The organism is Paludisphaera rhizosphaerae, assembly GCF_011065895.1.
GTDB classification, from domain to species: domain Bacteria; phylum Planctomycetota; class Planctomycetia; order Isosphaerales; family Isosphaeraceae; genus Paludisphaera; species Paludisphaera rhizosphaerae.
This window is the reverse complement of the sequence record NZ_JAALCR010000006.1, coordinates 135,191-157,739: the sequence shown is the minus strand read 5'-3', so window position 1 is coordinate 157,739 and position 22,549 is coordinate 135,191. Positions and strand designations below refer to the sequence as shown.

Genomic DNA, 22,549 nt, shown 5'->3' with positions numbered 1-22,549 from the left:
TCAGGACTTGTCACGATCCTTGAGGTCACGGACCAGGTCCCGGAGCTTGGAGTTGAGCAGGCGGTCGGAGAGATCGGAGGGCAGCGTCTTGCGGTCCCATGCCCCCGCCGGGGCGGTCGCGATAATCTCGAGGTAACCCTTATCCCCGTCATCCGTGGGCCGGACCTCAAAGCTCCAACCCTTGTGAGCCCGGCGCGTGCGGGTCAGCGCTAAGTGGTAGCGCTGATCGTCGTTGATCAGGTCGATGCGCGTGGCGATCTCCGTGGTCGCGGCCTCGTCGCTGAGGACCTGGACGACCGTATCAAGTTGCTGTGAGGTGCGGCTCTTATGGGTCTGGGCGGGGGCAGGAAGGGCCATCGACCCACCGGCTGGACTCTGGACCTGGACCCAGCACCAGACCGGGTCGGCGGAGTCGAGTTCGGCTCCAAAGATCCACCCCGGGTGTCGCTTGCTGGCCCGCTCGAGGAGGCCCGCCAGGGGCCTCGGATCCTGCGCAGGAGCGGTGTCGGCTTGCACCTCGTGGACGGGCTCCTGGGCGGGCTCAGAGGCCTCCTCGACGGTCGGCTCGACGACGACCTCGAGGACGGCCGGGGCGGGCTCTTGGAGGCTCTCAGCGGTCTTGGCGGCGCGGATTCGGGCTAGCTCCTCGATCGCCTTGGCCACGGCCGGGGCGGGCGACGGAGGGGGCGGCGGCGACGAAGGTTCGGTCGTTTGGGGGGCGGTCAGAGTCACCTTAGCGGCGTAGCTGGCGGCGGCGGGCCGTAGGGCGGTCAACCCAAAGCGGATTTCCGCCGGACCGATCTCAGGACGGTTGTTGGCCTCGGCCCAGGCGGCGTAGGCTGCGGCGAGGGCGTCCCAGGGGGTATAGCCGCCGGGCTGCGTTTGAGCTTCCAAAAAATCGACGATCGCGTCCTCGTCGAGGGATCGCACCGAATAATGGGAGACCTCGCGATTGGAGCCGGACACCTTGCGGGGGGTGGCCTCGATCCGGACCCGGCCCAGCTTGGACAGGCTGGGGGCTCCGGCATTGATCCTCTTGACGGCGCGGTCGAGGATCTTGCGACCGGTCGGCCGGCCGTCGTCGCCCAGCGCTCCGACTCTCTCCGGACCGGCCTCCCTCATAACGTCGTGCCAGCTGGCCTCCCTGCCACGGGATCGCAACCACTCGACGAGCCACTCTGCGAAGGCGTCCTCGGTGGGCGCGGGCCGGCTCCCGTCGTCCTGACAAACGCCGAATTCGACCCCGGCCTCTGCGTGAGTCACCAACAACGACGGACGACGAGGGAGGTTGGTCTCCTCGACGGACAGGCGGAGCCGGGAGGGGTCGTTCTCGTCGAGCCGGTCGAGGGCCCAGAGTATACGCGCCCGCTCCGTGATGCGACGGCCGAGGGCTCCACCCTGGGCGTTTTGGTGTATAAGGACAAGGAGGGCAAGGCCGCGGCGAGCGGCGACGTTCATAATGGGGTCCAACATCCTCTTCATCTCGTCGGGCTTATTCAGGCTGAGAGTCGAGGCATAGGTCAACGTATCGACAACTAGCAGCTTATACGTCGGGTCATCGTCAACCAGGTAGTCGACCATCTCGACAAGTCGAGGGTCGTCGAGGTTGTAAATGGTGGTCCCGGTGGGATCATCGGGGTCGGCCGGGATAGTAACGGCGTCCTCGATTCCCAGCCGCTCCAACTCCTCCTGGATTTCGAGAGTGTTCTTGTCGTAAGGGAGAATCAGCGCCTTGGACCCGACGTGCTTATTGATTGACCCGTCCGGCCATTCGTGGGAGCAATGTAGCGCTTTGATGATCGACAGATAAGTCCGCGTCTTGCCGTATTTCGGCGGCGATTTCAGCATCGCCGGTTCGCCGACAATCAACCAATCGGACCAGAGGTGGGTGAGCTTGCCGAGGGCGGCCGCAACCTGGGAAGGTTTGAAGCCCTTGTAGCCGACGGCCGCGAGGCGTGCGCGGAACTTGTCGGGGTTTTGAATGTCGGCGGCCTTGGCCCTGACCCCGGCGATTCGCTCGCTGAAATCGGCCTTCGCCTGGGCCTTGGCCTGGGCTTCATGGGCGGCGGCGGCCTCGGCCCTCCAATCGGACGGCGGGGGGCCCTCGTTCATGGGCGGCGGCGGGAACGACTGGCGGGGGGCCTCGCCGTTGACGGGCAGGGCCCAGCCCGTGGCGTAGTCCGCGCCCGGGGCCGGAATGTAGGCGTGTTCGGATTGGCCCCCGATGGGGGTTACGATATAATCATCCATAGCGAATCATCCTTTTAACCCCGACGGGCTGCCCACCCGGTCGGGGTTCTTTTTCGCGCATCCTGCGCCGGGGTCGACGGGACCCCGACCTCGCTCAACCGCACCAACCACCTCCGAGAGGACCCGGCTGGACCCAAACCCCGGCCGGCACGCCGTAGCGGGCTGCGCGGTCTCGCGACCTGGTCCAGGCCTCCCAGAGGCGGGCCTCCTTGCGCTTGTCCGCGCCGACGTGATCCCTCGCCGATGCGAGCTTGTGAGCCAACTCCCGCTCCGACCACTCCGGGTCGCAATGATCTGTGTTGTAAGCGGCCAAGAGGGCCTCGGCCTCATCGCCGTCGTAGCCTGCCGAGATGATTGAGATCGCGGCCCTCAGGGTCGTACGGTGGCCCCCGGAGCCCTCGATCGCCGGTCCGATCGCCTCGAGGTCGGCCAGGACCCGCTCGAGGCGGTAAGCCTCCCATTCCGCGGCTTCGGCGTCGTCCAGGTCGGCGAGGTCGGCCAGCACCGAACCGCGCATGGCCCTGGCTTCCGCGGCCCGCTCCGCGGCTTCCTCGACGCGGATCCGGCCGACTCTTGCAAGGATCGCCAGGGTCGCCTCCGGCAGTGGGGCCGGGACCAGGGTCCTGTCGACCCAGACCCGCTCAACGCCGTCGGTTTCGGAGGGGGGGATCATCGCCGAGGAGGCTTTGCGGCGGCCGCGGAGATACCCACCGAAAATCAGGTCGACCCGTGGGAAATCCTCCAACTCGTGCTTGGCGAGATAGGGTCCGAACGTCTCTCCAAACTCCTGGGGGACCGTAGCCAGGAGGTGGACCCCACGCCTGGATTCCCAGGTCGGGGTCGGGCCCATTCCCGCCGTGAGCCGTGCGAGGCTGGCCAGAGCCTCAGCGCGGGTTGAACCCCAAGGGTCGACCTTGTCCGCGTCGGCCTCGAGGTGGACTAACCAGGAGCCGTCAGGGGCCATTCCTGGCCCCGTCACAACCATTAGATTGCGGGGGTCGTCGACCAACTCGGCGACGACCTGCTCCTCGGTCCGAATCGTGTCGAGGTGCCAATCCTTACGGGTCGGCTTCCGGCCGTCATTCCGAAACGCCGAGGTCGTCGCCAACTGATAGCCGGCCCGGACCAGGTCGAGGGCGGTCTCCTCGAGCCTCGGGAGGCGTTCGCAGTAGCGGGCGGCCCTCGCGTACAACCAGACGGGGTCGTACTCCGATCTGGGCTGAGACCGCCACTCCACCAGCCGACCCCGAGGGGTCGGCGGGAGTTCGGCGGCGGCCGCGGCGGCCATTTCAGCGACCATCGGCAACCTCCCGGGCAATCTCACGGGCGGCGCCTAGGATCAAATCCCGCACGACCTGGCTCGAGTTACACCGATTCGGATATCGGCGGGCTTTGATGCTGTCCAGCGCGGCGACCTCCTCGACGTTGAGCCTGACGGCGACCACCTTCTCCTCTTCCAATCGGGCCATTGCTTCGCTCCTGTATTTTGTGGGTGTTGCGACTGACCTCACGGCCCGTCATCGACACAGTAGCGCCACTTTGCGGGAATGACGCACAAATTCTTGCGCCGTTAACTCCCGATGCGACGGCTCCTCGTTCCGATCGGATCCGAATCCTGGGCTTTCGGAACCTGTGCCACATGTAATACGGTTTCCGTTTGACGGAACCGTCTATACCGCAATAGGTTGCCGAGAATCGTGTGACTCGCGGAGGGTCGAAGACAGAGCGGTTCCGTACATCTTTTGTGAACCAAAGATTTTGATGGGGATGGGTCGTCGCCGGGCGGGGGTGGAGGTGGGGCCCGGACCAACGGCTCGGCGGCGCTGGGGAAGAGGGTTGGCCCGTTCATCGGCCGATGGGGTCGGATCGACCGGGAGAGGCCGGTTGGGGGGCCCCGGGAACGATCACGCGACCCGGGAGAAGCCTGGACCACAGTTGGTGGGGATGGTCCGAGTCCAGGCAGTGAGTAATTTTTTAAGGCCAAAATCTCCTTGCCTGCTCTTCTCCTCTAGTGACACTAGAGAGTGATGACCCAGAGATTGTAAGTCTATATTTCTTAAGCACATTGGATGGGCCACAACATTTATGAACTCATGACCCAATACTTTTTGGAACACCTGATCTAGCTGGACCAGTCCTCTCCCGGAACCACTCCCACCACTTGGACCAGGTCGATCCCCCCGGCCGATAGACTTGTTCACGCCATGCCAAGCTGTTATGCGCCATAATCGACTGGGTCATGAGTTCACAAATGTTGTGGCCCATCCAATGTCTATTTGCTGCAACGACTTCCGTCCTCTGGGTCATGTTCACAAAGGGTCATCGCGCGCGAGGACGGAGGAATCCTAGACCTGGACCCGGTCGAGCTACTCCCACCCCCTCCCGGCGCGCGGTAGGCTTGGACCTGGGTCCCAGCAATCGTGGAGGAGGTGAATCGTGTCGAGTGGTGGGTCGATCAGCGATCAGCGGTGGTCCGGGTGGGAGTACACCGTCAGGGGGCGTGAGGACAGCATCCCCGTTGATTGGGTGGAGCGTGTGTTCCAGGGGTATAAGGCCACGCCACGAAATGCTGTTGCTGGTTGGGCGATCGGGCATCGACTCACCTATCGGAGGATAGTGGTCGAGGTGTTCGCCACGTCCGCGGTTGAGTCGGCTTCCGAGCCCGAAACGCTCATCGACATGCGATGGTCGGTTGTGTTGATCGTCAACGCGATATCCGAACTTCTGGCGCACAAGCGATTGCCCTCGGATGGGGATTTCGCGGCGAAGCCGGATGACATGCCGAACTGGGAGCTAATCAGAGAGTAGTTCTCGCCTGCTGGCGCAAGTGCGCACGCATGCGCGAAATTCACCGACCCATTGACCGCCCTGGCTCGGGCTATACAACCTGGCGCCCGTTTGCAACCAATCACCTTTGGAGGCGCCACGATGAACGAGATCCCCGACGCGGTCACCTTTGCTCCTTCGTCCGGCCGACGGCTCTTGCCCTCAGTTACCGACCCGCTCGTCGCCCATTTCAGCTTGGCCCGCCGGGAGCGGGCTTGGCGGTTCGTCACGGCCCTTCGGGAGGCTCGCCTCTGTGATCCGGAGTCGCGACGGCCGATCCTCCCCAGGGAGGCCCTGTCCGTCGCTCTGGCGGCCGGAGAGGTCTACGCGATCGAGCATGGAGACCACGACTACGAAAGTCTCGCCGGGGAGGTGGGCAAGGAGGTCGCCGACCTGGTCGCCGAAGTTACACCCGACCCCCGGCTCTCAATGTCGCGGCGAAGGCGGGACCTGGCGCAGCGGGTCATCAAGGCCTCGGACCTGGCCAAGGTGGTCAAGCTGGCCGAGGTCGGGCTGATCGCAGAGCAGGTCTGTGAGCGGTTTCGGGACGAGCCCTCCTGGCTCGGGGGCAAGTACTGGCGATCATGCCAGTCCAACCAATACGAGGTGACAGCCTGGGCCGACCATGCCCGTGACCTGCTTGACGCGATGTCGTCGCTGTTCACCGGCGGCGCCTTGGCCGAGGCCCGTCATGCGATCCTGGCCGACCTCCAGACGATCGATTGGACGGCCACCTCCCGCAAGGCGAGGGAGGTCCGCCGAGAGTTGGTCTCGGTCGACTGACTCCTCCCACCATTTGAGATTCCGCCCAGGGCCGCCATGTGCGGCTCTTTTTCATTGCGCCCTTCCCGGGTCGGCCATATAATTAAACATCGCGTGATCACCTGCAAGCGCTAGCAAGAGACCCCCGCAATGGCCTCATCACACAAAGTCCCCGGCGGCAAGCAAATCTGCGCCAATCTGGACGCTGCGACCCTCGAGGGCCTCGACCTCTACCAGGCCAGCAACCCCGGACCGGGCGGTCGTTCGGGCGCGATCCGCAGGCTGGTCGCGACCTGGCTCGAGGCCAAGCGGGCCGTCGACGAGGCGGAGGCCGTGCTCGCCGTCGACAACAACGCGCGTTGATTTGATTATCGGTTTTCACCTCATCGGGAAGGGAATCCCATGGCCTCGATCCTGACCTGGCTCAAATCCAACTGGGCGACGATCTCCGCGGTGCTCCTCGCGGCCCTGTCCGCGGCCTGGCCCGCGCAAACCGAGGCGATCAAGGTGGTTCTCAACGCGATTGCCGTCATCCTCGGCGCCGGGGCCGTGGGCCACTACACGGCCCGTCTGGCGGTCCGGAGCGAGGCCAAGCGGCTGGGCCTGGTCGTCAAGGACTGACCCCGACTGGCCAAGGAGGGCCGACCGTGATCCACCGCTACCCATCGCTCCCCACCGGCCTCCTAGGCGCCGCTACGATCGCTGCCGGTCAGATCTCACAAGAGGCGGCCGCAACCTGGCTGGGGATCGCTCTCCTGGCCTGGTCCGCCGTGCTCGCAGCCTACGATCGCCTACAAGCCTCCAGGCGGGCCAATGCCAGGGCCGACCTCGAGGCCAGGCTCTCCGGCCTCCAGAGCGAGGCGGAGGCCTTGGAGGCTCGTATAGGAGGCCTCCGGAGCGAGTTGTCCGGTCTCCAGATCCAGCGCAACCAGATCGCCGTCGAGGAGGGTCGCTGACCATGGCCTCGGCCGCAACCTCCCACCTCAACCGGCTACTCCTCGAGCGGCTCCTTGACGACTGCCGCGACGTGGCGGAGCAGATTTACACAATCGCATGGGTCGAGGGTGTTTCGATCCGGCCCATCGACGTCGACGACCGGCCGCACGTACTGATCGGCCTTTCGGTCGCGGACCTTGTGGGCGGGGTTGCCGTCGAGGTCCACCCAGGGAGCCCGCGGTCGGAGATCCTCGGGACCGTCCTTTCGGCGCTGGTCGTCGCGGGAATCAAGGCCCGTGCCAATGGAGCCCGACAATGAGCCGATCAAGATCCTGGGATTGTCCAGTATGCGGGCTTCGTCATCACAACGAGCCGGTTGTCGGTCGGGTCACGACCTGCATGGGTCGCAAGATCAAATTCCCGTGCGACCTGACTAACTGCTACGGTTCCCACTCCCCTCGCATCGTCGAGGAGGATACGCACATGCGCATGCGTCAAATATCCCCGATCCCTTGGTTCACGGCTGCATGGATCGCGACGGCGACCGTCGGCCTCGGCCTGATCTCCTACGCTGGCCCGGCCCGCTCGCACGACTCGCAACCCCTGGCCCTGGCCCAGTCGATCCCGGTCGAGGATCAGGTCCGCGCCCTCTCAGAGAGGGTCGCGACCCTCGAGGCCGAGGTCAAGGCGTTGCGGGCCCAGCCGGCGGCGGCCCTCAGCGCCGAGATCAACGCCCTCGGTCATCGCTACGGCGAGGCGGCGTCGATCGTGGCAGTCCGACCGATCCAGGAGCATTGAGCGCAATGGATCGCATTCCCGCCAGGCCGGACCGGCTGCCTTGGCAGCGCAGGCTCGAGCGCAAGCCTCCCCGTGACCGGGCCAAGACCGAGCGGCATCGGTGGCTGCAGCGCGCGGCCTGGATCCGTTGCCGCGATTACAAGCTCTCGCTGGATCCTCTCTGCGAGGACTGTAAGGAGGCCGGCGAGTTGGTCCCCGCCCAGCAGGTCCACCACCTGATCTCTCGCGAGGTCGACCCCGCCAAAGCGTACGACCGGGATAACCTCAGGTCGCTCTGCCTGGCCCACCACCGGATCCGCGAGACGGCCCTGCAGGCGGAGCGAGGAGGTCGATCGTGAGCAACGCCAAGCGGACCTACCTGTCGACGGTCGAGGCTGGACTGCCTCCGCTCCACCAAGTCTGCAGGGAGCGCGGCCTGACCCATAGTACGGTCGCCTCCAGGATCCAGGCCGGTTGGTCCCGGGCGGACGCCTTGGAGATCCCGGTAGGCGGTCGCCGGCGGAGGCCGGACAAGATCGATCGCTCGAAGTGCTGCAGGGTACACGTCGCCATCGATGGTCAGGCGGCTCCAGTCCCGTTGATTACGGCGGCCGAGGCGGCCGGGATCGACTACTTTGTTGCATACATGCGCATACGACGAGGATGGACGGATCGAGAGGCCCTGGCGACCCCGGTCGGCGGCCGGCGGCCGGCGGAAAAACCACAACCCGCTCGGCCGCAACGGGTAGGGGGTATCTAATGTATGGATGCGTCCATCCCTGCCCGCGGCGGGGCTTTCCTCGTTTTTCGGGGTAAGTCGGACCCATCGGACGGCCCCTAATCCAGTGACAATGGAGTGACGCAATGGCCCGTCGAGGAAGACCCCGGAAGAATCCGACCCTGGGCGTCGTTACGGGCTCCCAGGAGCCCCCTGTGAAGCCCCTGACGGTCGAGATGGACGGTCCCGCCTCTCGGGAGTGGGACCGCGTCGTCGGCCTCCTGGGCGGCTCCCTGACCTCGGCCGACGTCGGGGTCCTCGTGAGCTACTGCCTCTCGTTTTCACTGGTCTATCACACGAGGCGGGCCCTGGCGCCGCCCCCCGCCCCGAAAGTCGACAAGCTGGGCCGCAAGCTCAGCGGCAAGGCGTTGGCCAAGGCCCAGGCCGCGGAGGCCGAGGCTCCCTGGCAAATGACGACCGTCGACGGCAAGGGCAACCCCCGAACCAATCCCCTGGTCACGGTCCTGACCTGTGCGACTCGCGACCTGGCCAAGTTCGCCGACGCGCTCGGCTTGACGCCCACGGCCCGCGCCCGGGTCGGCGCGATGGCAGCGCCGGCGGAGGACGCGTTCGACGCCTGGCTCAAGGCCAACAAGAGGGGCTGATTCCGTGGCCCTGGACCTCGCCACCTACGACCCGGTTCGCACCAAATCCGACGAGGCGGCCCTCAGGCAGGGCTACTACTTCGACCGGGAGGCGGCGGCGCTCCCATGCTCGTTTATTGAGACGTTTTGCGGGATCCCGACCGGCCTCGCGGCCGGCGAACCGTTCGTTTTGTTGGACTGGCAACGGCGACTCACCTGGGATCTCTACGGATGGGTTCACACGGACACCGGCCGACGCCGATACCGCGAGGCGTACGTCACGCTGGCGAAGAAATCCGGCAAGAGCTTATACGTTAGCGCATTGATACTTTATGCGCTGATGGCCGACGGGGAAGAAAGCCCGGAGATCCACCTCAACGCTGTGGACCGGTCCCAGGCCGGCCGGCTGTACGACGAGGCTCGCAAGATGATCGCGGCCTCGCCGGCGCTGTCGTCGAGGCTCAAGCTCGCGGACGGGGTCAAGAGGATCGAATTCCAGCGCATGAACGGCGTCATTCGGACCAACTCGGCCGACGTCGACTCCAAGGACGGAGCGTCAAGCTCATTTACATGCTTCGATGAACTGCACCTCCAAAATTCCTGGAAGCTCTGGGACGTCTTTCGGTACGCGGGCATTTCTCGCCGCAACCCCCTGACCCTATCGATCACGACCGCCGGGATCAACCGCGACGGGCCTTGCTGGGACCGCAATCAACACGCGTGGCGAGTCCTCGACGGCGAGGTGGTCGACCTCCATTTCCTCCCGGTTGTCTACGGCCCCCGGCCGGGTGTAGACGTCGACGTCGACGACCCCGAAGTCTGGCGACTGGCCAACCCCTCCTTGGGCGTCACGACCTCTCTCGAGGACTTCCGCTCCCAACTCGAGGAGGCCAAACGGACCCCCGCGGCGTTGGCCCGATTCAAACGGTACAGGCTCAATGCCTGGGTCTCGGAGTCCGGCAAGTTCTTCAACCTCGCGTCCTGGAATTCCTCCGCGAAGCGGCACGAGATCGGGTCTTGTCTCCTCGCCGGAATGCCGTGCTGGGCCGGCCTGGACGTCTCCTCGACGTCCGACCTGACGGCTCTGGCCGTGGTCTTTTACGACCCCGTCGCCGACGAGCACCACGTTTTCACATGGTGCTGGTGCCCGCAGGGCGAGGCCGATCGTCGGGCGGCCGCGGGATGGCCCCTCTACCAGCGATGGGCCGACGAGGGCCGGCTCGAGCTTACCGACGGGCCCCGGATCGACTACGCCAGGATCGCCCAGGTCGTGGCCGAAGTGTATGAGCGGACCAAGTTCAAGGTCTTGAATCTCGACTCATATAACGTAATGACGATGGGGACCTTCCTGGGCGGCCTGGGCGTCCCTCACCAGGAAGTCCGCAAGGGCTGGCGGACCATGTCGCAGCCGACCAAAGAGTACGAGCGGCGGGTCACCCTGGGCAAGATCCGCCACGGCCGGGAGGAGGACCCCGTCTTGACCTGGTGCATGGGCAACGCGGTCCCCAGCAAGGGGGAGGCCCGCGGCAACGTGACACTCGACAAGGAGCGGTCCAGCGACAAGATCGACGCCGTCGACGCCGTTCTCAACGGGTTCCTCGGCTGGATGGACGAGCAAGCCCAACCCGATGACGTCCCCCTCATCGGAGTTCTTGGCTAAACCCCAAAATCGTGCTCACACTGTTATGCCCTGATACGACGTAGGTGTATAATAGAGGAGACGGAACGATCCTCGCGCAGGGAGGCGCACCTTGGACCAACGACCCGGGATCTTTCAGCGCGCGGCCGGCGGCGTCGGCTCCCTCCTGCAGGGGCTCGGCGACCGGCTGAATCCCCGCGCCTCCGCCGGTCAACTGGTCTCGCAACTGTCGCCTATCGGCCCCAATTTGTCGGGCGAGTGGATTTCCGAGTCCAACGTCCTGACCGTCGCCTCGGTCTGGGCCGCGATCAATGCGGTCTCCGGTGACATTGCGAGCCTCCCCCTCCGCCTCAAGAGACGACTCGACAACGGCGCGGCCGAGGTCGTGACTAGCCACCCCGCGGCCAAGTTGTTTTCACGGTCCCCGGACGGTGGTTCGACGACCCCGCAAGCATTTTTGGCGGCCTGGATCGGACATCGCCTCAAGGGTGGCAACGGTTACGCTCGTGTGGCCTGGGCGAGCGGCTATCCCGTCCGGTTGCGGGTCCTCGACCCGACGACGGTGCAGGTCCTACGAAACGACGAGACCGGCGAAGTCGATTACTTGGTCAAGGGCAAGGAGGTCCCCCGCGAGGAGATCCTCCACCTAGTCGGCCTGGGCGAGGACGGGGTTTCGGGCCTCTCCCCGACCGACCTCTGTCGGCAGACGATCGCCCTGACCCGAGCGGCGGAGAGCCACGCGTCGTCGTACTTGGGAAATTCGGCGATCCCCTCCGGCATCGTGACGGCCCCCAGCGCTGGCAGCCAGGAGAAAAACGAGGCCCTCCGCAAGCAACTACAAGAGGCATTCACTGGCTCGGGCCGTTATGGCCTTCACGTCGCGCCTCCTGGAACGGCATGGACCCCGACCGCAACTGACCCAGCGAAGTCCCAGTTGCTGGAATTGCGTGCGTTTCAGGTCGTCGAGATGGCCCGAGTCTATCGACTCCCTCCGAACAAACTGGCCGATTACTCCAAAGCCTCGTACGCCAGCGTCGAGCAAAGCAATCTGCAGTACCTCAACGAGACTCTCCGGCCGATCTGCGAATCGATCGAGGCGGTTCTGGATCTCAGGCTCCTGACGGACGTCGAGGTCGAGTCCGGCCTGTACTGGGAGTTCGATTTCACCGCGCTTTTGCGAGCCGACACCGCGACCCGTTCGGCCTGGCTTCGCAATATGAGCGCGTCTGGATTGATCAAGATCGACGAGGGCCGCGCCGTCGAGGGCCTGCCTCCCCTCCCCAACGGCGAGGGCGACAAGCTCATGATCCCGCTCAATACGGCCCCCCTCGACCAGGTCCTGGACCACCCCAAGGAGGCTCCCAAGTGAGCGCTCGACGAATCCACTATCGATCCGGCGCTCCCTCCCTCCGAGAGGACTCGGCCTCCCCGATCCTGGTTGGGCATGCGGCCGTGTTCGACCAGGAAACGGTCCTGTGGTCGTCGCAGTCATACGAGGTCCGCGAGGTCATACGGCCCGGGGCCTTTACTCGGGTCCTCGCGACCAACCCCGACGTCGTCGCCCTGTTCAACCACGACGACGACCACCTCCTCGGCCGGACGGCCTCCGGGACGGTCCGGATCGTCGAGGACTCGGTCGGCCTGGCTTGCGAGATCGACCTCCCGGACACGGTTCTGGGCCGCGACCTGCTTACGCTGGTCCGAAGGGCGGACATCAACGGGATGAGTTTTGCGTTCATGCCGGCGCGCAACGGCGGCGAGCGGACGACCATCACGACCATCAACGGCCGTGACCTGGTTTCGACGGAGATCCTCGAGGTCGAATTGCTCGTGGACGTGTCCCCCGTGGTCCATCCGGCCTACCCACAAACGGACGTATCGGCCCGCTCTCGAGCCGAGGATCTCATCCAGGAACACCGCCGCAAGGCCCGCGACCTCTGGGTCCAGGCCAGGCGGCAACGGCTCGAGGCCTTGGCGGTCCGGGTCGGCAAGGGTCGGTGAGTGTACGGGCCTTGTCGGCCCTAGATCAAGGAGTGATCGCTGATGGATGCGAATGAACTGCGTCGTCGGGCCGCGGCCCTCATGCGCCAGGCCGAGGAGTTGATCGACGGCCTCGAGGACGCCCCCTCGACCGAGGTCTCGGAGCAGCACGACGGTCTCGTTGCCCAGGCCGAGGGCCTGGCCGCGCAGGCCGACGAGATGGACGTCCGCGCCCAGCGTCGGGCGGCTCTGGCGGCTCGGATGGCTCCGACTCAGGCGGCCCATACCGACGCGGCCAACACCCGCAACGGCCGGCACCAGTATTGCGCCGCTCGCGCCATGGCGGCCCAGGCCCGCGGCCTCAATCCCGACGGGCTCGAGGGCGAGGTTCACCAGGACCTGGTCCGGTTCCGGCCCAACACGCGCGGCGTGCTGATTCCGCTTTCAACGGAAATCGAGTACCGCTCCTTCTCGGCGACCGGAGCCGTCGGCACGACCGTCCGGGGCCCGATCCTCGACGCGCTCATGGCCAAGCTGGTCCTCGCCCAGGCTGGCGTCCAGACGATCGTTTCCGAGGGCCTCTTCAAGTTGCCGCTCGCGACCTCCGGTGCTACCTACTGGGTCTCCGGCACCAGCCCGACGGCCGCGGACCGCTCGATCGCCCAGGCGGCGTTCACCGCGCATACCCTGGCGGGCAAGACGTTCATCGACCGGCAGTCATTGGTGACTGCAAATGTGAACATCCAGCAGGGCGTCTGGAATCAGTTGCTCAAGGACATCGCTGTCGGCCTGCAGGTCGGCGCGTTTCACGGCTCGAATTCCGCCGGTCAGCCCAAGGGACTTTTCACGTACACGTCCGGCGACGGGGTTACGGTCCTGGCCAACGGCACGGACGGCGGCGCCCTGAGCTACGCCGAGGTGGTGTCGATGTTCGGCGCGGTCGCGACCGCCAACGCGGGCGACAACGTTGCGGCGATTACCAACCCGACCGTGATCGCCAAGCTCGAGGTCACCCCCCGGGAGAGCGGATACCCGGTCTACACCGTCAACTCCGAGTCCCAGACGATCGCCGGTCGGCCCTACTTCTCGACCTCGAGCGTCTCCAACGCCCTCACCAAGGGCAGCGGGACCGGTCTGTCGGCCATCGCCATGGGCGCCTGGGATCAGATGGCCATCGGCATGTTCTCGGCTGTTGATGTGTTCGCGAATCCGTATTCCAACGACGGCGGCGTGACCCTCTCCGCCTTCTTGGACTGCGACGTGCAGTTGCTGCACCCGGCGGCCTTCGCGATCTCGGTCGACGTCTCCACGGCTTGATCCGCCTGACGGACGGCCTGGCCCGGCGGGGTGCCTCCGTGCTCCGCCGGGCCGAATTATATAACTGATTCCCGTTATTCATCCAGGCGCGCTCATATGGTCGTTCGATTCTTGTGCCAAAAGCTGATCGGCTCGAGGGTGTACCCCGCGAGCGCGATCGAGGTCATGGACGACCGGCTCGCGCAGCAACTGATCGCCGAGCGCGTCGTCGAGCCATTCGTCCGCGAGGCGGTCGCCGACCTCTCCGGGGTCCGGACGGCGACCAAGCGAACCCGACGGGGAGGCTGACCATGGGCCTGTCGATCGTCGCACCTCCGACTACGGAGCCGATCAGTCTGGCGTTGGCCAAGCAGCACGCCAGGATCCTGGTCGACGACGACGATTCGTACGTCGGGACCCTCATCACGGCGGCCCGGCAACTGGCCGAGGTCCGGTGCAATCGGGCCTTCGCTCCGCAGACCCTCGATTACACGCGCGACGGTTTTCCGGGACCGGCTTCCGTCCCCTGGCACGGTGCTCCCTACGGATGGTATGGGCCCTATTGCTCGGCGACCATGCGAGCGATTGACCTGCCTCGGCCTCCGTTGGTCGAGGTGGAGTCGATTACGTACCTCGACGGCGCTGGTATGGAGCAGACGCTCGAGCCCTCGACCTATCGATTGGCGACCGGTACACCTGGCCTCGTGCTGCCGGTGAACTCGCAGTCCTGGCCCGCGACGCTCGTAGGCGAGTCGACGGTCAAGGTGCGATACAGGGTTGGGTTCGCCGACATCGACATCCCGGAGTCGGCCCGCCTCGCCATGCTCATGCTGATTGCCCAGTGGTACGACCGCCGCGAACCGATCCTCACGGGCTCGATCGTTGCCGACCTTCCATGGGCCGTCGAGACCCTCCTCGAGTCCTGCTCATGGAGGGTTTCAGGGTGATCGACCCAGGCCAGATGCGGACCAAACTCCGTTACCAGACCGTGGCCGACTCGATCGACGCCGACGGCGGCAAGATCGAGACCTGGTCCGACGCCTTCGCCGTCTGGGCTCGGGTCCGGCCCGTCAAGGGCGACGAGGTCGTCCGCAACGACCAGGTCGTTGCGGGAATCCGATACGAAATCGTCTGTCGATACCGCGATGGGATCGACCCGACGGGCCGGTTCGTCGTCGATATTTCCGGTCGGGTCCTCAACATCGAGGGGGTCGTCGACTGGGAAATGCGTCGCCAGGAGTTGACGATCGCCGCGGTCGAGCGATTCGGAGCTGTCGCGTGACCCTCTTCAATCTTCTTTCGCTGCTCCCCCGCCCGTTGACCTTCGGATTGGAGTCCCCTGATATGTCACTGATGATGCCTCATGAGGGTGGCCTCCAATTCCTGGCCGAAGCCCTCGATTCCGGCGAGGACTGGTCGCTCTGCCTCTACATCTCGGCGATCTCCGGGACCGAGTCGTCGGCCGCGGCGACCTACACGGCGGCGGAGGCCTCGTTCACGGGCTACTCCCGCAAGACCCTGACCCGAGCCGTAGGCGCTGGCAACTGGGCGACCCCCTCGTTGTCCGCGCCGTCCTCGGCCTGGTCCACGAGGACCCAGGTTGCGACCGCGACCTACGCCGCGCAGTCCTGGACCAACACGAGCGGCTCGAGTGTGACGGTCTACGGCTATTTCCTCCTCGGCGCGACCTCTGGCAAGCTGATCCTGTTCGAGCCGTTCGCCTCAGCCAGGACCCTGGCCGACGGCGACTCCCTGGCGATCACCCCGCAGATCCAGCTGGCCTGATTCGAGGTAGGGAGGCCGGGCCATGGGCGCAACTTTCATCGCCGAGGACCGCACGACCCGCGGCAACTGGCCCGGAGTCTACGGGGCCGACGGCGGCGTTGTGCCAGCGTCTGCAACCTCCCCGGGGATCTCGGCTCCGTCGTATCTGTCGGGCTGGTCGATCTCCTCCGGTGAGGTCGACTGGATCCAGGACAACAACTCGGCCTCCGCGACCGCTTTGGTCCGACCGGGCGGCCCCGACGGCTATCTGGTCTCCTGGACCTCGCCGACCAATCCGCTCGCATTTGAGTTCGAGGTTTCGCGGGCCTGCCGACTGGCCCTCTACCAGTACGACGACGGACCTGTACGCGTCCAGACCACGGACATCATCGACACGGCCACCTCGACCACCCTGGACTCTCGCACCATCTCATCGTTTACCGATGGCTGCTGGCTGGTATGGGACCTCTCCGCAGGCTCCTACCGAGTCGAGATCAGTCGGACGGCAGGCTCAACTACCAACGCGAGCGGCCTTTTCTTCAGCCCCTCCTCGGCCTCCTACGGGGAGACCGGCACGGGTGGCGCAGGGGTCGGCGGCGCGGCCGGAGTCTCGGCCTCGACGTCGCCTCCAGCGACGGGCGGGGTCGCCCTCGGAGGCGTCTCGACGGTCTCCGCCTCGTTCGCCGCGAGTGCGACCGGCGGCGTTGCTCTGGGGGGCTCCTCGACGACGACCACAAGCCTCGTCGCCAGGGTTTCCGGAGGCATCGCCGCGGGCGGCCGGGCGCTGGTCCAGGCGGTCCTCCGTTGGTTTTCAAGGGGAGGGGTCGGGGTCGGCGGGTCGGCGGTCGTCGCCTACAGTCCGGCCAACGATCCCCGGACGATCCGACAAGCGGTCCTCAAGCGACTGCGAGACTCTACGGGTCTCCTCGCCGTACTGGATCAGTTTGCTCCGGCCACCCCGGTAATCGCGGCCCGCAACCGGATCTCCTCGGCGGCGATCCCCCAGACTTCGAGTCTCCCGGCAGTCACCGCGACGATCGTCTCGGTCGTACCGGGCCGCAACCTCCGAGGCTCCGACGGCTCCGCGAGGGCGACCGTCCGGATCAACTGCTGGGCCAGGTCTCAAGCGGCCGTCGACCAGACGACCGAGGCGGTCCGCCAGCGCTGGGACGGCTTCTCCGGCCTGATCGGACAGGTCGTGTTCCTCGGCGCTTGGGTTGAATCGATGGACGACCTCAACGAGGACCCTACCTTCGCTCAGGACCTGCCCGTTTACAGAGTTATGATCACCCTATCATGCGTCGTGCGGGTCTCGATCCCCGCCGAATTGGAGGCCTGAAATGTCGATCTACATTGGACAGGGGACCACGCTCTCTGTGGCCAAGGTGGCGGGCACTTACACCGCTCTCGGCCAGATCACCTCGATCGACGGCCCGTCCTCGTCGGTCGGCTCGATCGAGACCACGAATCTCTCGAGCACCCGCAAGACCTACCGCCCCGGAATCCCCGACGGCGGCGAGATCTCGGCCACGATCCAGATGGATCCGGCCGACGCGAACCAGGTCTACCTCGCCGGCCTGGCCGACGCCCCCGTGGTCAAGTCCTGGCAGGTCAGCTTTCCGACGACTCCGGCGACCCTGTTCACGGTCGACGGCTTTTTGACCGATTTTTCGCCGTCGGCGGGCGGCGTCGAGGACGTGACCGAGGTCTCCGTCACGATCAAATGCACGGGCGCCGTGGTGATCACGACCGTCAGCGGGAGCTAATCATGAGCATTCGCGAATCCTTCCTGGCGGGCCCCAAGCCCAAGGTCGAGCGGGTCGAGATCGAGGATTTCGGTCCGCTCCACGTTCGCGCCATGAGCGCCGGCGAGTTGGGTCGTTTCGAGGCTTGGATGGCCGACAAGCCGGCCCTCGAGGACTTCCTGGCGCGGTTCGCCGTCGCCGGGGTCTGCGACGAGAACGGCAAGCTGGCTTTCGGTCTCGCCGACCTCGACAAGCTCAAGGAGCTTGACGTCGTGTTCTTACAGCGCGTCCAGGAGGCCGTGGCCCGGGTCAACCGCCTCACCAAGGACGAGGTCGAGGCGCTCGAAAAAAAAGCCTGACGGCCGAGGAGGTGCTCAAATGTCGCCTCGGCCTGGCCCTCGGCAAGTGCCTGTGGGAGTTGGATCAGATGCCCGCCGATGAATGGCGGACCTGGTGCAAGTACCACCAGGCCGAGGGCCTGCCCGACCTGCAACTGCTGTTCGGCCACCTATCCTGGATCACGGCCCTGGTCCACTCCGACGGCAAGCGCAAGCTCGCCCTCGAGGACTTCATTTTGCGACCGGCCAAGCCCCAACCCAAGCCGGTCGGACCTCCCCTCTCCGCCGAGGACGGGGTCGACTACCTCGCTCGGCTGATGGGCGGCCGGGTCTCGGATCGGAGGGTCTGACCGATGGCCAAGTCCAAGGCGACGATTGTCACGGGGATCGAGGAAATCGACCGGCGGCTCCGGCAACTGGAGCCGGCGATCGGCAAGAAAGTCGTCCGCCAGGCGATCCGCCAAGCCCTCAAGCCGGTCCTCGCCGCGGCCAAGGCCAACGCCCCCGTGGAATCCGGGGCCCTCAAGCGGTCGATCAAGCTGCGAGCGGTCAAACCCAAGGTGAGGCGCAAGGGCGTCGTAGGGCTCGACGTGCGCGTCGACAAGGACTCCGCCGAGGGGGGCGCCTGGTACGCGCCGCGCGTCGAGTTGGGCGACTCGACGCACGTCGGTCACCCGTTCATGGCACCGGCCTACGCGGCCCAGGGCCCGAAAGCTCGAGAGATCGCCCAGCGGCTGATCCTCGCCGGGGTCATGCACCAGGTCCGCCTCCTGGGCAAGGAGTGATCAGATGCTGATCGGATCGATCGCTATCAATCTCAAAGCCTCCACAGGCGAGTTGGCCAAGGGCCTGGCCAAGGCCTCGACAATGGTCCAGTCCTGGTCGTCGGCGGTCTCCAAGGACTTCGGCGCGGGCTCTCGCTCGATCGCGAAGGGGTTGGCCAAGGTCGCCGACGCCGGCGAGTCGATGGGATACCTGCTTCGGGACTCCTTCAAGGGAGGGACGGGCAACCTCGGCCCCCTCGCGATCCAGTTGACCAGGGTCGGCTCCGGCGCGGGACAGGCCGGGGGCGGGCTGGCCCGGATCGGATGGGGGGTGGCGAAAGTCGGCGCCTCCAAGCTCCAGACCTCGCTCGTTTCGGTCGGTTCGTCGCTGGCCAAGGTCGGGGCGGCGGCCGTCGTCGCCGGGGGCATTCTCGGCGTCAAGGCGGCCGGCGAGGCCGCGCACCTGACGGAGACCTACAACAAGACCAACCAGGTCTTCGGCGAGTCGGGCGCGGGAGTGATTGCGACGGCCGAAAATATGAATAAGGCCTTCGGAGTCTCACGCAAGGAGTTTCTGGACGGGGCCTCGGCCCTCGGCGGAATGTTGCAGGGTATGGGCTACGCTCAGACCGACGCGGCGACCCTCTCGACCAGCCTCTCACAGTTGGCGGCCGACGCCGCGGCGTTCCGCGACGTCCCCCTGGACCAGGCCTTGCAAAAGATCCGCAGCGGCCTCTCCGGCGAGGCCGAGCCCCTCAAGGAGTGGGGCATCCTGATCGACGAGGCGTCCGTCGAAAACGAGGCTCTCACGCTGGGCCTGGTCAAGCAGGGCGAGGCCCTCGACAACGCGGCCAAGGTCCAGGCGCGAATGTCGTTGATCCAAAAGGGTCTGGCCAAAGATTCCGGGGCCCTCAACCGGGAGTCGACCGGGACCGCGGCCCAGATGGCCGAACTCTGGGGGCGGCTCGAGACCTTGTGGGAGACGCTCGGCTCGACGGTCGCTCCGGCCCTTGGCCTGGGCCTGCAGGCCGTCAACACGGCCCTCCTGGCGGGCTCGCTGGCCTGGCAGGATCTCACGACCTGGATCTCGTCGACGATGGCCGAGGCCCTCGGCGGCCTCGACGTCGCCGGGGTCGCGACGTCGGCCTGGAATGGAGCCGTCGGCCTGGTCACCAAGTCCTGGTACGCGCTCAAGGGGGCGGCCCTCGAGGTGTTCAGCTATATCCAGTCGGGGGTTGGCAAGGTCGCCTCAGGGCTGGCCTCGGTCCTCGAGGCGATGGCTCGGATTGGAGCCGGCCAGTGGGCCAGGACCGCCGCGGGCAACCTCCGAGAGTTCGCCTCGCAGGCCGAGCAGATCTCCAAGGGTTCGGCGGCCAAGGCCCAGGAGGCTTTCAGCGCGATGTTCTCGCCCTCCGGGAAGGCTGAGGAGGGCTACCTGGCCAGAGCCCGCAAGGAGATCGAGGAGGCCAAAGCCAAGCTCGAGGCCCAGCGGACGGCCCCCCTCGCGGTCGCCGGACCGCAACGGCAGCAAGAGCAGAAGACGGCCGAGAAGGCCGCGGAGAAGGCCGTCGAGGACAAGCCCAAGGAGGACCGCGACCGGTTCGCCGGCGCCTACGCCGCGGGCTCCAAGGAGGCGGCCGATATAGTCCTCAAGTCGCGGTACGGGGTCGGCAAGGACGACTCGGCCAAAGCGGCCAAGGCCACGGCGGACAACACGGGCAAGATGGTCGCGGCGCAGGTCGACCTCGGCCGGAAATTCGGCGAGTGGCTGACCAAGCAGTCGGCGGCGGTAGTCGTCGAGGTCGTCAACCTGTAAGGAGGCTGAGCCGTGGCATTGACGATTGCCGATATCTACGGAGGCGCATCCGGCGGCTGGACGCTGCAGGACGGGTTCAGCTACACGGTCGAGGTTCAGGTCGAGGCTGAGGTCGACGACCCGCCTCCGGGCCCGCTCGCGATCATGCAGGCGACCGGCCTGGCCTGGAATGCGACCTACCGCTACCCGCTCACCGGGACGGCCCTCGAGACCGACGTCCGGGCCAAGCTCCTCGCCGTCGACGTCCAGCCGACGGCCGAGGACGGGCGGACGTATAAGGCCACGATCCGATTCGGCCGCTATTCGAGCAACCAGGAAGCGGTCGACCCCGACACCGGCGTCCGCGACCCGTTCGCCGAGCCCCCTTCTCTCCGTAACCGAGGCGAGGAGCAAGAGGTCGCCGTCGCCTATGATCGTAACGGGGATCCCGTCCTCAACTCCGCCGACGATCCCTTCGAGGACTCGCCGACGATCCCGGCATCCGTCCGCGTGTACGAGATCGGCCGGCTCCAGAAGACCTTCGACGACTCGATCGCCGAGGCCCTCGAGTGGCACGTCAACGACGCCGAGTGGTTGGGGTGGCCTGCGGGCTCCGTGCTCTGCCGGTCGATCACGGCGGACCGGACCTGGAACTCCGACACCAGTTCCTGGGCGTGGGATACGTCGTACGTCTTCGCGATCCGAAAGCCGATCGTCATTGTCGACGGCGGCGACGACGTGACCGTGCTCCCTGGCTGGACGCTTCGGCTCCTCGACTGCGGGTTCCGCGAGTTGGACGGGAGCAATCCCAACAAGCAGATCCTCGATAAGACGGGAGCCCCGGTTTCCTCGCCGGTTCCGCTCGACGGCTCCGGCGCTAAGTTAGCCGTCGGTGCCGATCCCGTATACAAGTCCTTCGACGTCTACCCTGAGGCCGATTTCTCCGTCCTCGACTTCCCCTCGGACCTCTTCAGCGCGGGGACCCCGTGATGGCCAAGGACGACGATTCGACGCCGGTCAACCTTACCAAGGGGTCGGCCCGCAAGCTCAAGCGGCTGGTCGACCGGTTCGACGGCAAGGGCCCCCCCGGCGACTCTGCGCTGGGTCGAGGGGCCGGCTGGACTCCGTCAATCGTGCGGGCCCAGGTGACGACGGCCATTCCAACGGGTAGCTTTGCAAGCCCTTCATCGAGCGGCCGGGCCAAGATCGCCTATTTGATCGCTGGGGTGTGGACTCTCGAAACCGACCCTGTCGAAGTCTGGAACGACAAGACCCTTGCGTCCTCGATACCAGTTGGCAGAGCCGTGAACCTCGCCTGGATCTGCGGGCAGTGGTGGCTGAACATCATCTCATGCTCATGAGGTCGTATCAATGATCGGTCTCGTCCCGGGCGACTGCTGCGGATGCTCTCCCGTCTGCTCGAGGACGTGGACGATCACTGGTTGCTCCAATTACCCGCTCCCCGGGGCCGTGGTCACGATGACCAGCACCGGCGGCATCATCACGAGCGGGACGACGGGCTCCGATGGGAAAGTCACGCTGGGCCATGGGGCGACCTCGGGGACCTATACCGTCACCCACCCATCCGGGAGGTTCAACGGGGCCTCTGGGTCGTTCTCAAGCTGCACCGGGGCGACCACGCAAGGCGTCCAACTGTTCGCCGCAAGCGGCTATCGCTGCTGCGGTTCGCTGCTCGGGCCGTCGACGCCGACGCCTTATCCGGTCTCCACAAGCCTGACCCTGACCGACGTCGGCGGCTCGCAGTCGGTCGCGCTGTCGACCCTCTGCGACTTCACCGTCTGCTCGCTGCGTCCCAACGCCGACAACTACGCGGCGGACTGCAGCAGCGTCGCGAGCATGACCTGCTATGACGCGTACACCGGGCTGTTCATTCCTATCGCCGGCCCGAAGACGGTCGGGACCGGGTCGATCTACGTATGGTACACGCTGTCGTCGACGTCGGGCGGCTGGCAACTCTCCCAGGGCTACTACTGGTGCGTCGGCTACTGCTACTGGAACGGGGCGACGTGCCCGCCCGACGTGTACGCCGGCAACTACACACGGGACAAGGTCCGGTACTGGCGGGTGCCGGGCAACTGCTCGGGGACCGGCCTGGGCGGAGCCGGCCTCAAAACGGACGTCTCGACCGGGTTCACGGTCAACTCGCTGGAGCCGTTCAACGTGACGTTCCACTTCGCCGGCGGGACCGGCTTCGGGCCGTCCGACGCCCTTCCCGGCGGAGTCTGCACGCCGACGCCGACGCCGCTTACCGGCAACCCCTACTCGATGGACGTAACGATCTCGGGGTGACGACG

Annotated in this window: 29 protein-coding genes; 26 read left to right on the top strand and 3 right to left on the bottom strand. The window is 66.1% G+C overall.

All coding sequences use genetic code 11. The features are described from left to right. From G5C50_RS09660 to G5C50_RS09650, 3 genes are all read right to left on the bottom strand, one after another. Entirely contained in the window at window positions 1-2,250 is a 2,250-nt protein-coding gene (locus G5C50_RS09660) for an AAA family ATPase (RefSeq protein WP_165068318.1), read from the bottom strand. 94 nt (window positions 2,251-2,344) lie between these two features. Continuing rightward, window positions 2,345-3,550, bottom strand: coding sequence for a bifunctional DNA primase/polymerase (locus tag G5C50_RS09655; RefSeq protein WP_165068315.1), 1,206 nt, complete (start codon window positions 3,548-3,550; stop codon window positions 2,345-2,347). Next, window positions 3,540-3,719: a hypothetical protein gene (locus tag G5C50_RS09650; protein ID WP_165068312.1), complete on the bottom strand. Its 180-nt coding sequence runs from the start codon at window positions 3,717-3,719 to the stop codon at window positions 3,540-3,542. The genes G5C50_RS09655 and G5C50_RS09650 overlap by 11 nt, the downstream gene beginning before the upstream one ends. A gap of 967 nt (window positions 3,720-4,686) precedes the next feature. On the opposite strand from G5C50_RS09650, the gene G5C50_RS09645 reads away from it, so the two are divergent. The 26 genes from G5C50_RS09645 (at window position 4,687) to G5C50_RS09525 (ending at window position 22,544) form a co-directional block, all read left to right on the top strand. Next, window positions 4,687-5,058, top strand: a complete 372-nt coding sequence (locus tag G5C50_RS09645; protein ID WP_165068310.1) for a hypothetical protein — start codon at window positions 4,687-4,689, stop codon at window positions 5,056-5,058. A 120-nt stretch (window positions 5,059-5,178) separates the two neighbouring features. Further along, window positions 5,179-5,859: a hypothetical protein gene (locus G5C50_RS09640; protein WP_165068307.1), complete on the top strand. Its 681-nt coding sequence runs from the start codon at window positions 5,179-5,181 to the stop codon at window positions 5,857-5,859. 129 nt (window positions 5,860-5,988) lie between these two features. Then, the gene (locus G5C50_RS09635) at window positions 5,989-6,201 is read left to right on the top strand and encodes a hypothetical protein (RefSeq protein WP_165068304.1); all 213 of its coding nucleotides are present in this window, start codon (window positions 5,989-5,991) and stop codon (window positions 6,199-6,201) included. A 39-nt stretch (window positions 6,202-6,240) separates the two neighbouring features. Beyond that, window positions 6,241-6,459 (top strand): hypothetical protein, encoded by a 219-nt coding sequence (locus G5C50_RS09630; protein ID WP_165068302.1) that lies wholly within the window; start codon window positions 6,241-6,243, stop codon window positions 6,457-6,459. Between the two features lie 26 nt (window positions 6,460-6,485). Then, entirely contained in the window at window positions 6,486-6,794 is a 309-nt protein-coding gene (locus G5C50_RS09625; protein WP_165068299.1) for a hypothetical protein, read from the top strand. Between the two features lie 2 nt (window positions 6,795-6,796). After that, window positions 6,797-7,093, top strand: a complete 297-nt coding sequence (locus G5C50_RS09620) for a hypothetical protein (protein ID WP_165068297.1) — start codon at window positions 6,797-6,799, stop codon at window positions 7,091-7,093. Between the two features lie 164 nt (window positions 7,094-7,257). Beyond that, entirely contained in the window at window positions 7,258-7,572 is a 315-nt protein-coding gene (locus G5C50_RS09615; RefSeq protein WP_165068295.1) for a hypothetical protein, read from the top strand. A gap of 5 nt (window positions 7,573-7,577) precedes the next feature. Then, window positions 7,578-7,910: an HNH endonuclease gene (locus G5C50_RS09610; RefSeq protein ID WP_165068293.1), complete on the top strand. Its 333-nt coding sequence runs from the start codon at window positions 7,578-7,580 to the stop codon at window positions 7,908-7,910. A gap of 574 nt (window positions 7,911-8,484) precedes the next feature. Next, window positions 8,485-8,934, top strand: coding sequence for a P27 family phage terminase small subunit (locus tag G5C50_RS09605; protein ID WP_165068291.1), 450 nt, complete (start codon window positions 8,485-8,487; stop codon window positions 8,932-8,934). 4 nt (window positions 8,935-8,938) lie between these two features. Beyond that, window positions 8,939-10,573 carry a terminase large subunit gene (locus G5C50_RS09600; protein ID WP_165068289.1) on the top strand — a complete coding sequence of 545 codons (1,635 nt, stop codon included), beginning with the start codon at window positions 8,939-8,941 and terminating at the stop codon, window positions 10,571-10,573. 91 nt (window positions 10,574-10,664) lie between these two features. Then, window positions 10,665-11,921, top strand: coding sequence for a phage portal protein (locus tag G5C50_RS09595; protein WP_165068287.1), 1,257 nt, complete (start codon window positions 10,665-10,667; stop codon window positions 11,919-11,921). After that, window positions 11,918-12,553: an HK97 family phage prohead protease gene (locus tag G5C50_RS09590; RefSeq protein WP_165068285.1), complete on the top strand. Its 636-nt coding sequence runs from the start codon at window positions 11,918-11,920 to the stop codon at window positions 12,551-12,553. Before G5C50_RS09595 ends, G5C50_RS09590 begins: the two co-directional genes overlap by 4 nt. A 42-nt stretch (window positions 12,554-12,595) precedes the next feature. After that, window positions 12,596-13,849, top strand: coding sequence for a phage major capsid protein (locus G5C50_RS09585; protein WP_165068284.1), 1,254 nt, complete (start codon window positions 12,596-12,598; stop codon window positions 13,847-13,849). A gap of 165 nt (window positions 13,850-14,014) precedes the next feature. Then, the gene (locus G5C50_RS32915; RefSeq protein ID WP_255487486.1) at window positions 14,015-14,137 is read left to right on the top strand and encodes a hypothetical protein; all 123 of its coding nucleotides are present in this window, start codon (window positions 14,015-14,017) and stop codon (window positions 14,135-14,137) included. A gap of 2 nt (window positions 14,138-14,139) precedes the next feature. After that, a complete protein-coding gene (locus G5C50_RS09580; RefSeq protein WP_165068281.1) occupies window positions 14,140-14,775 on the top strand; it encodes a phage head-tail connector protein in 636 nt (211 codons plus the stop codon). Then, window positions 14,772-15,110, top strand: a complete 339-nt coding sequence (locus G5C50_RS09575; protein WP_165068279.1) for a phage head closure protein — start codon at window positions 14,772-14,774, stop codon at window positions 15,108-15,110. The genes G5C50_RS09580 and G5C50_RS09575 overlap by 4 nt, the downstream gene beginning before the upstream one ends. Before the next feature lie 62 nt (window positions 15,111-15,172). Next, window positions 15,173-15,613 (top strand): hypothetical protein, encoded by a 441-nt coding sequence (locus G5C50_RS09570; RefSeq protein ID WP_165068276.1) that lies wholly within the window; start codon window positions 15,173-15,175, stop codon window positions 15,611-15,613. A 22-nt stretch (window positions 15,614-15,635) separates the two neighbouring features. Further along, window positions 15,636-16,931, top strand: a complete 1,296-nt coding sequence (locus tag G5C50_RS09565; protein WP_165068274.1) for a hypothetical protein — start codon at window positions 15,636-15,638, stop codon at window positions 16,929-16,931. Window position 16,932: 1 nt separating this feature from the next. Then, window positions 16,933-17,358 (top strand): phage tail tube protein, encoded by a 426-nt coding sequence (locus G5C50_RS09560; RefSeq protein ID WP_165068272.1) that lies wholly within the window; start codon window positions 16,933-16,935, stop codon window positions 17,356-17,358. A gap of 2 nt (window positions 17,359-17,360) precedes the next feature. After that, window positions 17,361-17,696, top strand: a complete 336-nt coding sequence (locus G5C50_RS09555) for a hypothetical protein (protein WP_165068269.1) — start codon at window positions 17,361-17,363, stop codon at window positions 17,694-17,696. Between the two features lie 68 nt (window positions 17,697-17,764). After that, the gene (locus tag G5C50_RS09550) at window positions 17,765-18,025 is read left to right on the top strand and encodes a hypothetical protein (RefSeq protein ID WP_165068266.1); all 261 of its coding nucleotides are present in this window, start codon (window positions 17,765-17,767) and stop codon (window positions 18,023-18,025) included. 3 nt (window positions 18,026-18,028) lie between these two features. Continuing rightward, a complete protein-coding gene (locus tag G5C50_RS09545; RefSeq protein WP_165068264.1) occupies window positions 18,029-18,460 on the top strand; it encodes an HK97-gp10 family putative phage morphogenesis protein in 432 nt (143 codons plus the stop codon). 4 nt (window positions 18,461-18,464) lie between these two features. Continuing rightward, window positions 18,465-20,255, top strand: a complete 1,791-nt coding sequence (locus G5C50_RS09540) for a hypothetical protein (protein WP_165068261.1) — start codon at window positions 18,465-18,467, stop codon at window positions 20,253-20,255. A gap of 12 nt (window positions 20,256-20,267) precedes the next feature. Further along, on the top strand, window positions 20,268-21,224 hold the full coding sequence (locus tag G5C50_RS09535; RefSeq protein WP_165068259.1) for a hypothetical protein: 957 nt from the start codon (window positions 20,268-20,270) through the stop codon (window positions 21,222-21,224). Further along, on the top strand, window positions 21,224-21,595 hold the full coding sequence (locus G5C50_RS09530) for a hypothetical protein (RefSeq protein WP_165068257.1): 372 nt from the start codon (window positions 21,224-21,226) through the stop codon (window positions 21,593-21,595). Before G5C50_RS09535 ends, G5C50_RS09530 begins: the two co-directional genes overlap by 1 nt. Window positions 21,596-21,605: 10 nt before the next feature. Then, on the top strand, window positions 21,606-22,544 hold the full coding sequence (locus tag G5C50_RS09525) for a carboxypeptidase-like regulatory domain-containing protein (RefSeq protein ID WP_165068254.1): 939 nt from the start codon (window positions 21,606-21,608) through the stop codon (window positions 22,542-22,544). The last annotated feature ends 5 nt before the right edge of the window (window positions 22,545-22,549 follow it).

Bases quoted from the DNA above. Each gene is read 5' to 3' on its own strand.
- G5C50_RS09660 (WP_165068318.1), bottom strand. From the start codon at position 2,250: ATGGATGATTATATCGTAACCCCCATCGGGGGCCAATCCGAACACGCC.
- G5C50_RS09555 (WP_165068269.1), top strand. From the start codon at position 17,361: ATGAGCATTCGCGAATCCTTCCTGGCGGGCCCCAAGCCCAAGGTCGAG.
- G5C50_RS09540 (WP_165068261.1), top strand. From the start codon at position 18,465: ATGCTGATCGGATCGATCGCTATCAATCTCAAAGCCTCCACAGGCGAG.
- G5C50_RS09570 (WP_165068276.1), top strand. From the start codon at position 15,173: ATGTCACTGATGATGCCTCATGAGGGTGGCCTCCAATTCCTGGCCGAA.
- G5C50_RS09550 (WP_165068266.1), top strand. From the start codon at position 17,765: ATGCCCGCCGATGAATGGCGGACCTGGTGCAAGTACCACCAGGCCGAG.
- G5C50_RS09610 (WP_165068293.1), top strand. From the start codon at position 7,578: ATGGATCGCATTCCCGCCAGGCCGGACCGGCTGCCTTGGCAGCGCAGG.
- G5C50_RS09620 (WP_165068297.1), top strand. From the start codon at position 6,797: ATGGCCTCGGCCGCAACCTCCCACCTCAACCGGCTACTCCTCGAGCGG.
- G5C50_RS09585 (WP_165068284.1), top strand. From the start codon at position 12,596: ATGGATGCGAATGAACTGCGTCGTCGGGCCGCGGCCCTCATGCGCCAG.
- G5C50_RS09525 (WP_165068254.1), top strand. From the start codon at position 21,606: ATGATCGGTCTCGTCCCGGGCGACTGCTGCGGATGCTCTCCCGTCTGC.
- G5C50_RS09615 (WP_165068295.1), top strand. From the start codon at position 7,258: ATGCGCATGCGTCAAATATCCCCGATCCCTTGGTTCACGGCTGCATGG.
- G5C50_RS09565 (WP_165068274.1), top strand. From the start codon at position 15,636: ATGGGCGCAACTTTCATCGCCGAGGACCGCACGACCCGCGGCAACTGG.
- G5C50_RS09635 (WP_165068304.1), top strand. From the start codon at position 5,989: ATGGCCTCATCACACAAAGTCCCCGGCGGCAAGCAAATCTGCGCCAAT.
- G5C50_RS09640 (WP_165068307.1), top strand. From the start codon at position 5,179: ATGAACGAGATCCCCGACGCGGTCACCTTTGCTCCTTCGTCCGGCCGA.
- G5C50_RS09545 (WP_165068264.1), top strand. From the start codon at position 18,029: ATGGCCAAGTCCAAGGCGACGATTGTCACGGGGATCGAGGAAATCGAC.
- G5C50_RS32915 (WP_255487486.1), top strand. From the start codon at position 14,015: ATGGACGACCGGCTCGCGCAGCAACTGATCGCCGAGCGCGTCGTCGAG.
- G5C50_RS09650 (WP_165068312.1), bottom strand. From the start codon at position 3,719: ATGGCCCGATTGGAAGAGGAGAAGGTGGTCGCCGTCAGGCTCAACGTC.
- G5C50_RS09655 (WP_165068315.1), bottom strand. From the start codon at position 3,550: ATGGTCGCTGAAATGGCCGCCGCGGCCGCCGCCGAACTCCCGCCGACC.
- G5C50_RS09530 (WP_165068257.1), top strand. From the start codon at position 21,224: ATGGCCAAGGACGACGATTCGACGCCGGTCAACCTTACCAAGGGGTCG.
- G5C50_RS09580 (WP_165068281.1), top strand. From the start codon at position 14,140: ATGGGCCTGTCGATCGTCGCACCTCCGACTACGGAGCCGATCAGTCTG.
- G5C50_RS09630 (WP_165068302.1), top strand. From the start codon at position 6,241: ATGGCCTCGATCCTGACCTGGCTCAAATCCAACTGGGCGACGATCTCC.
- G5C50_RS09560 (WP_165068272.1), top strand. From the start codon at position 16,933: ATGTCGATCTACATTGGACAGGGGACCACGCTCTCTGTGGCCAAGGTG.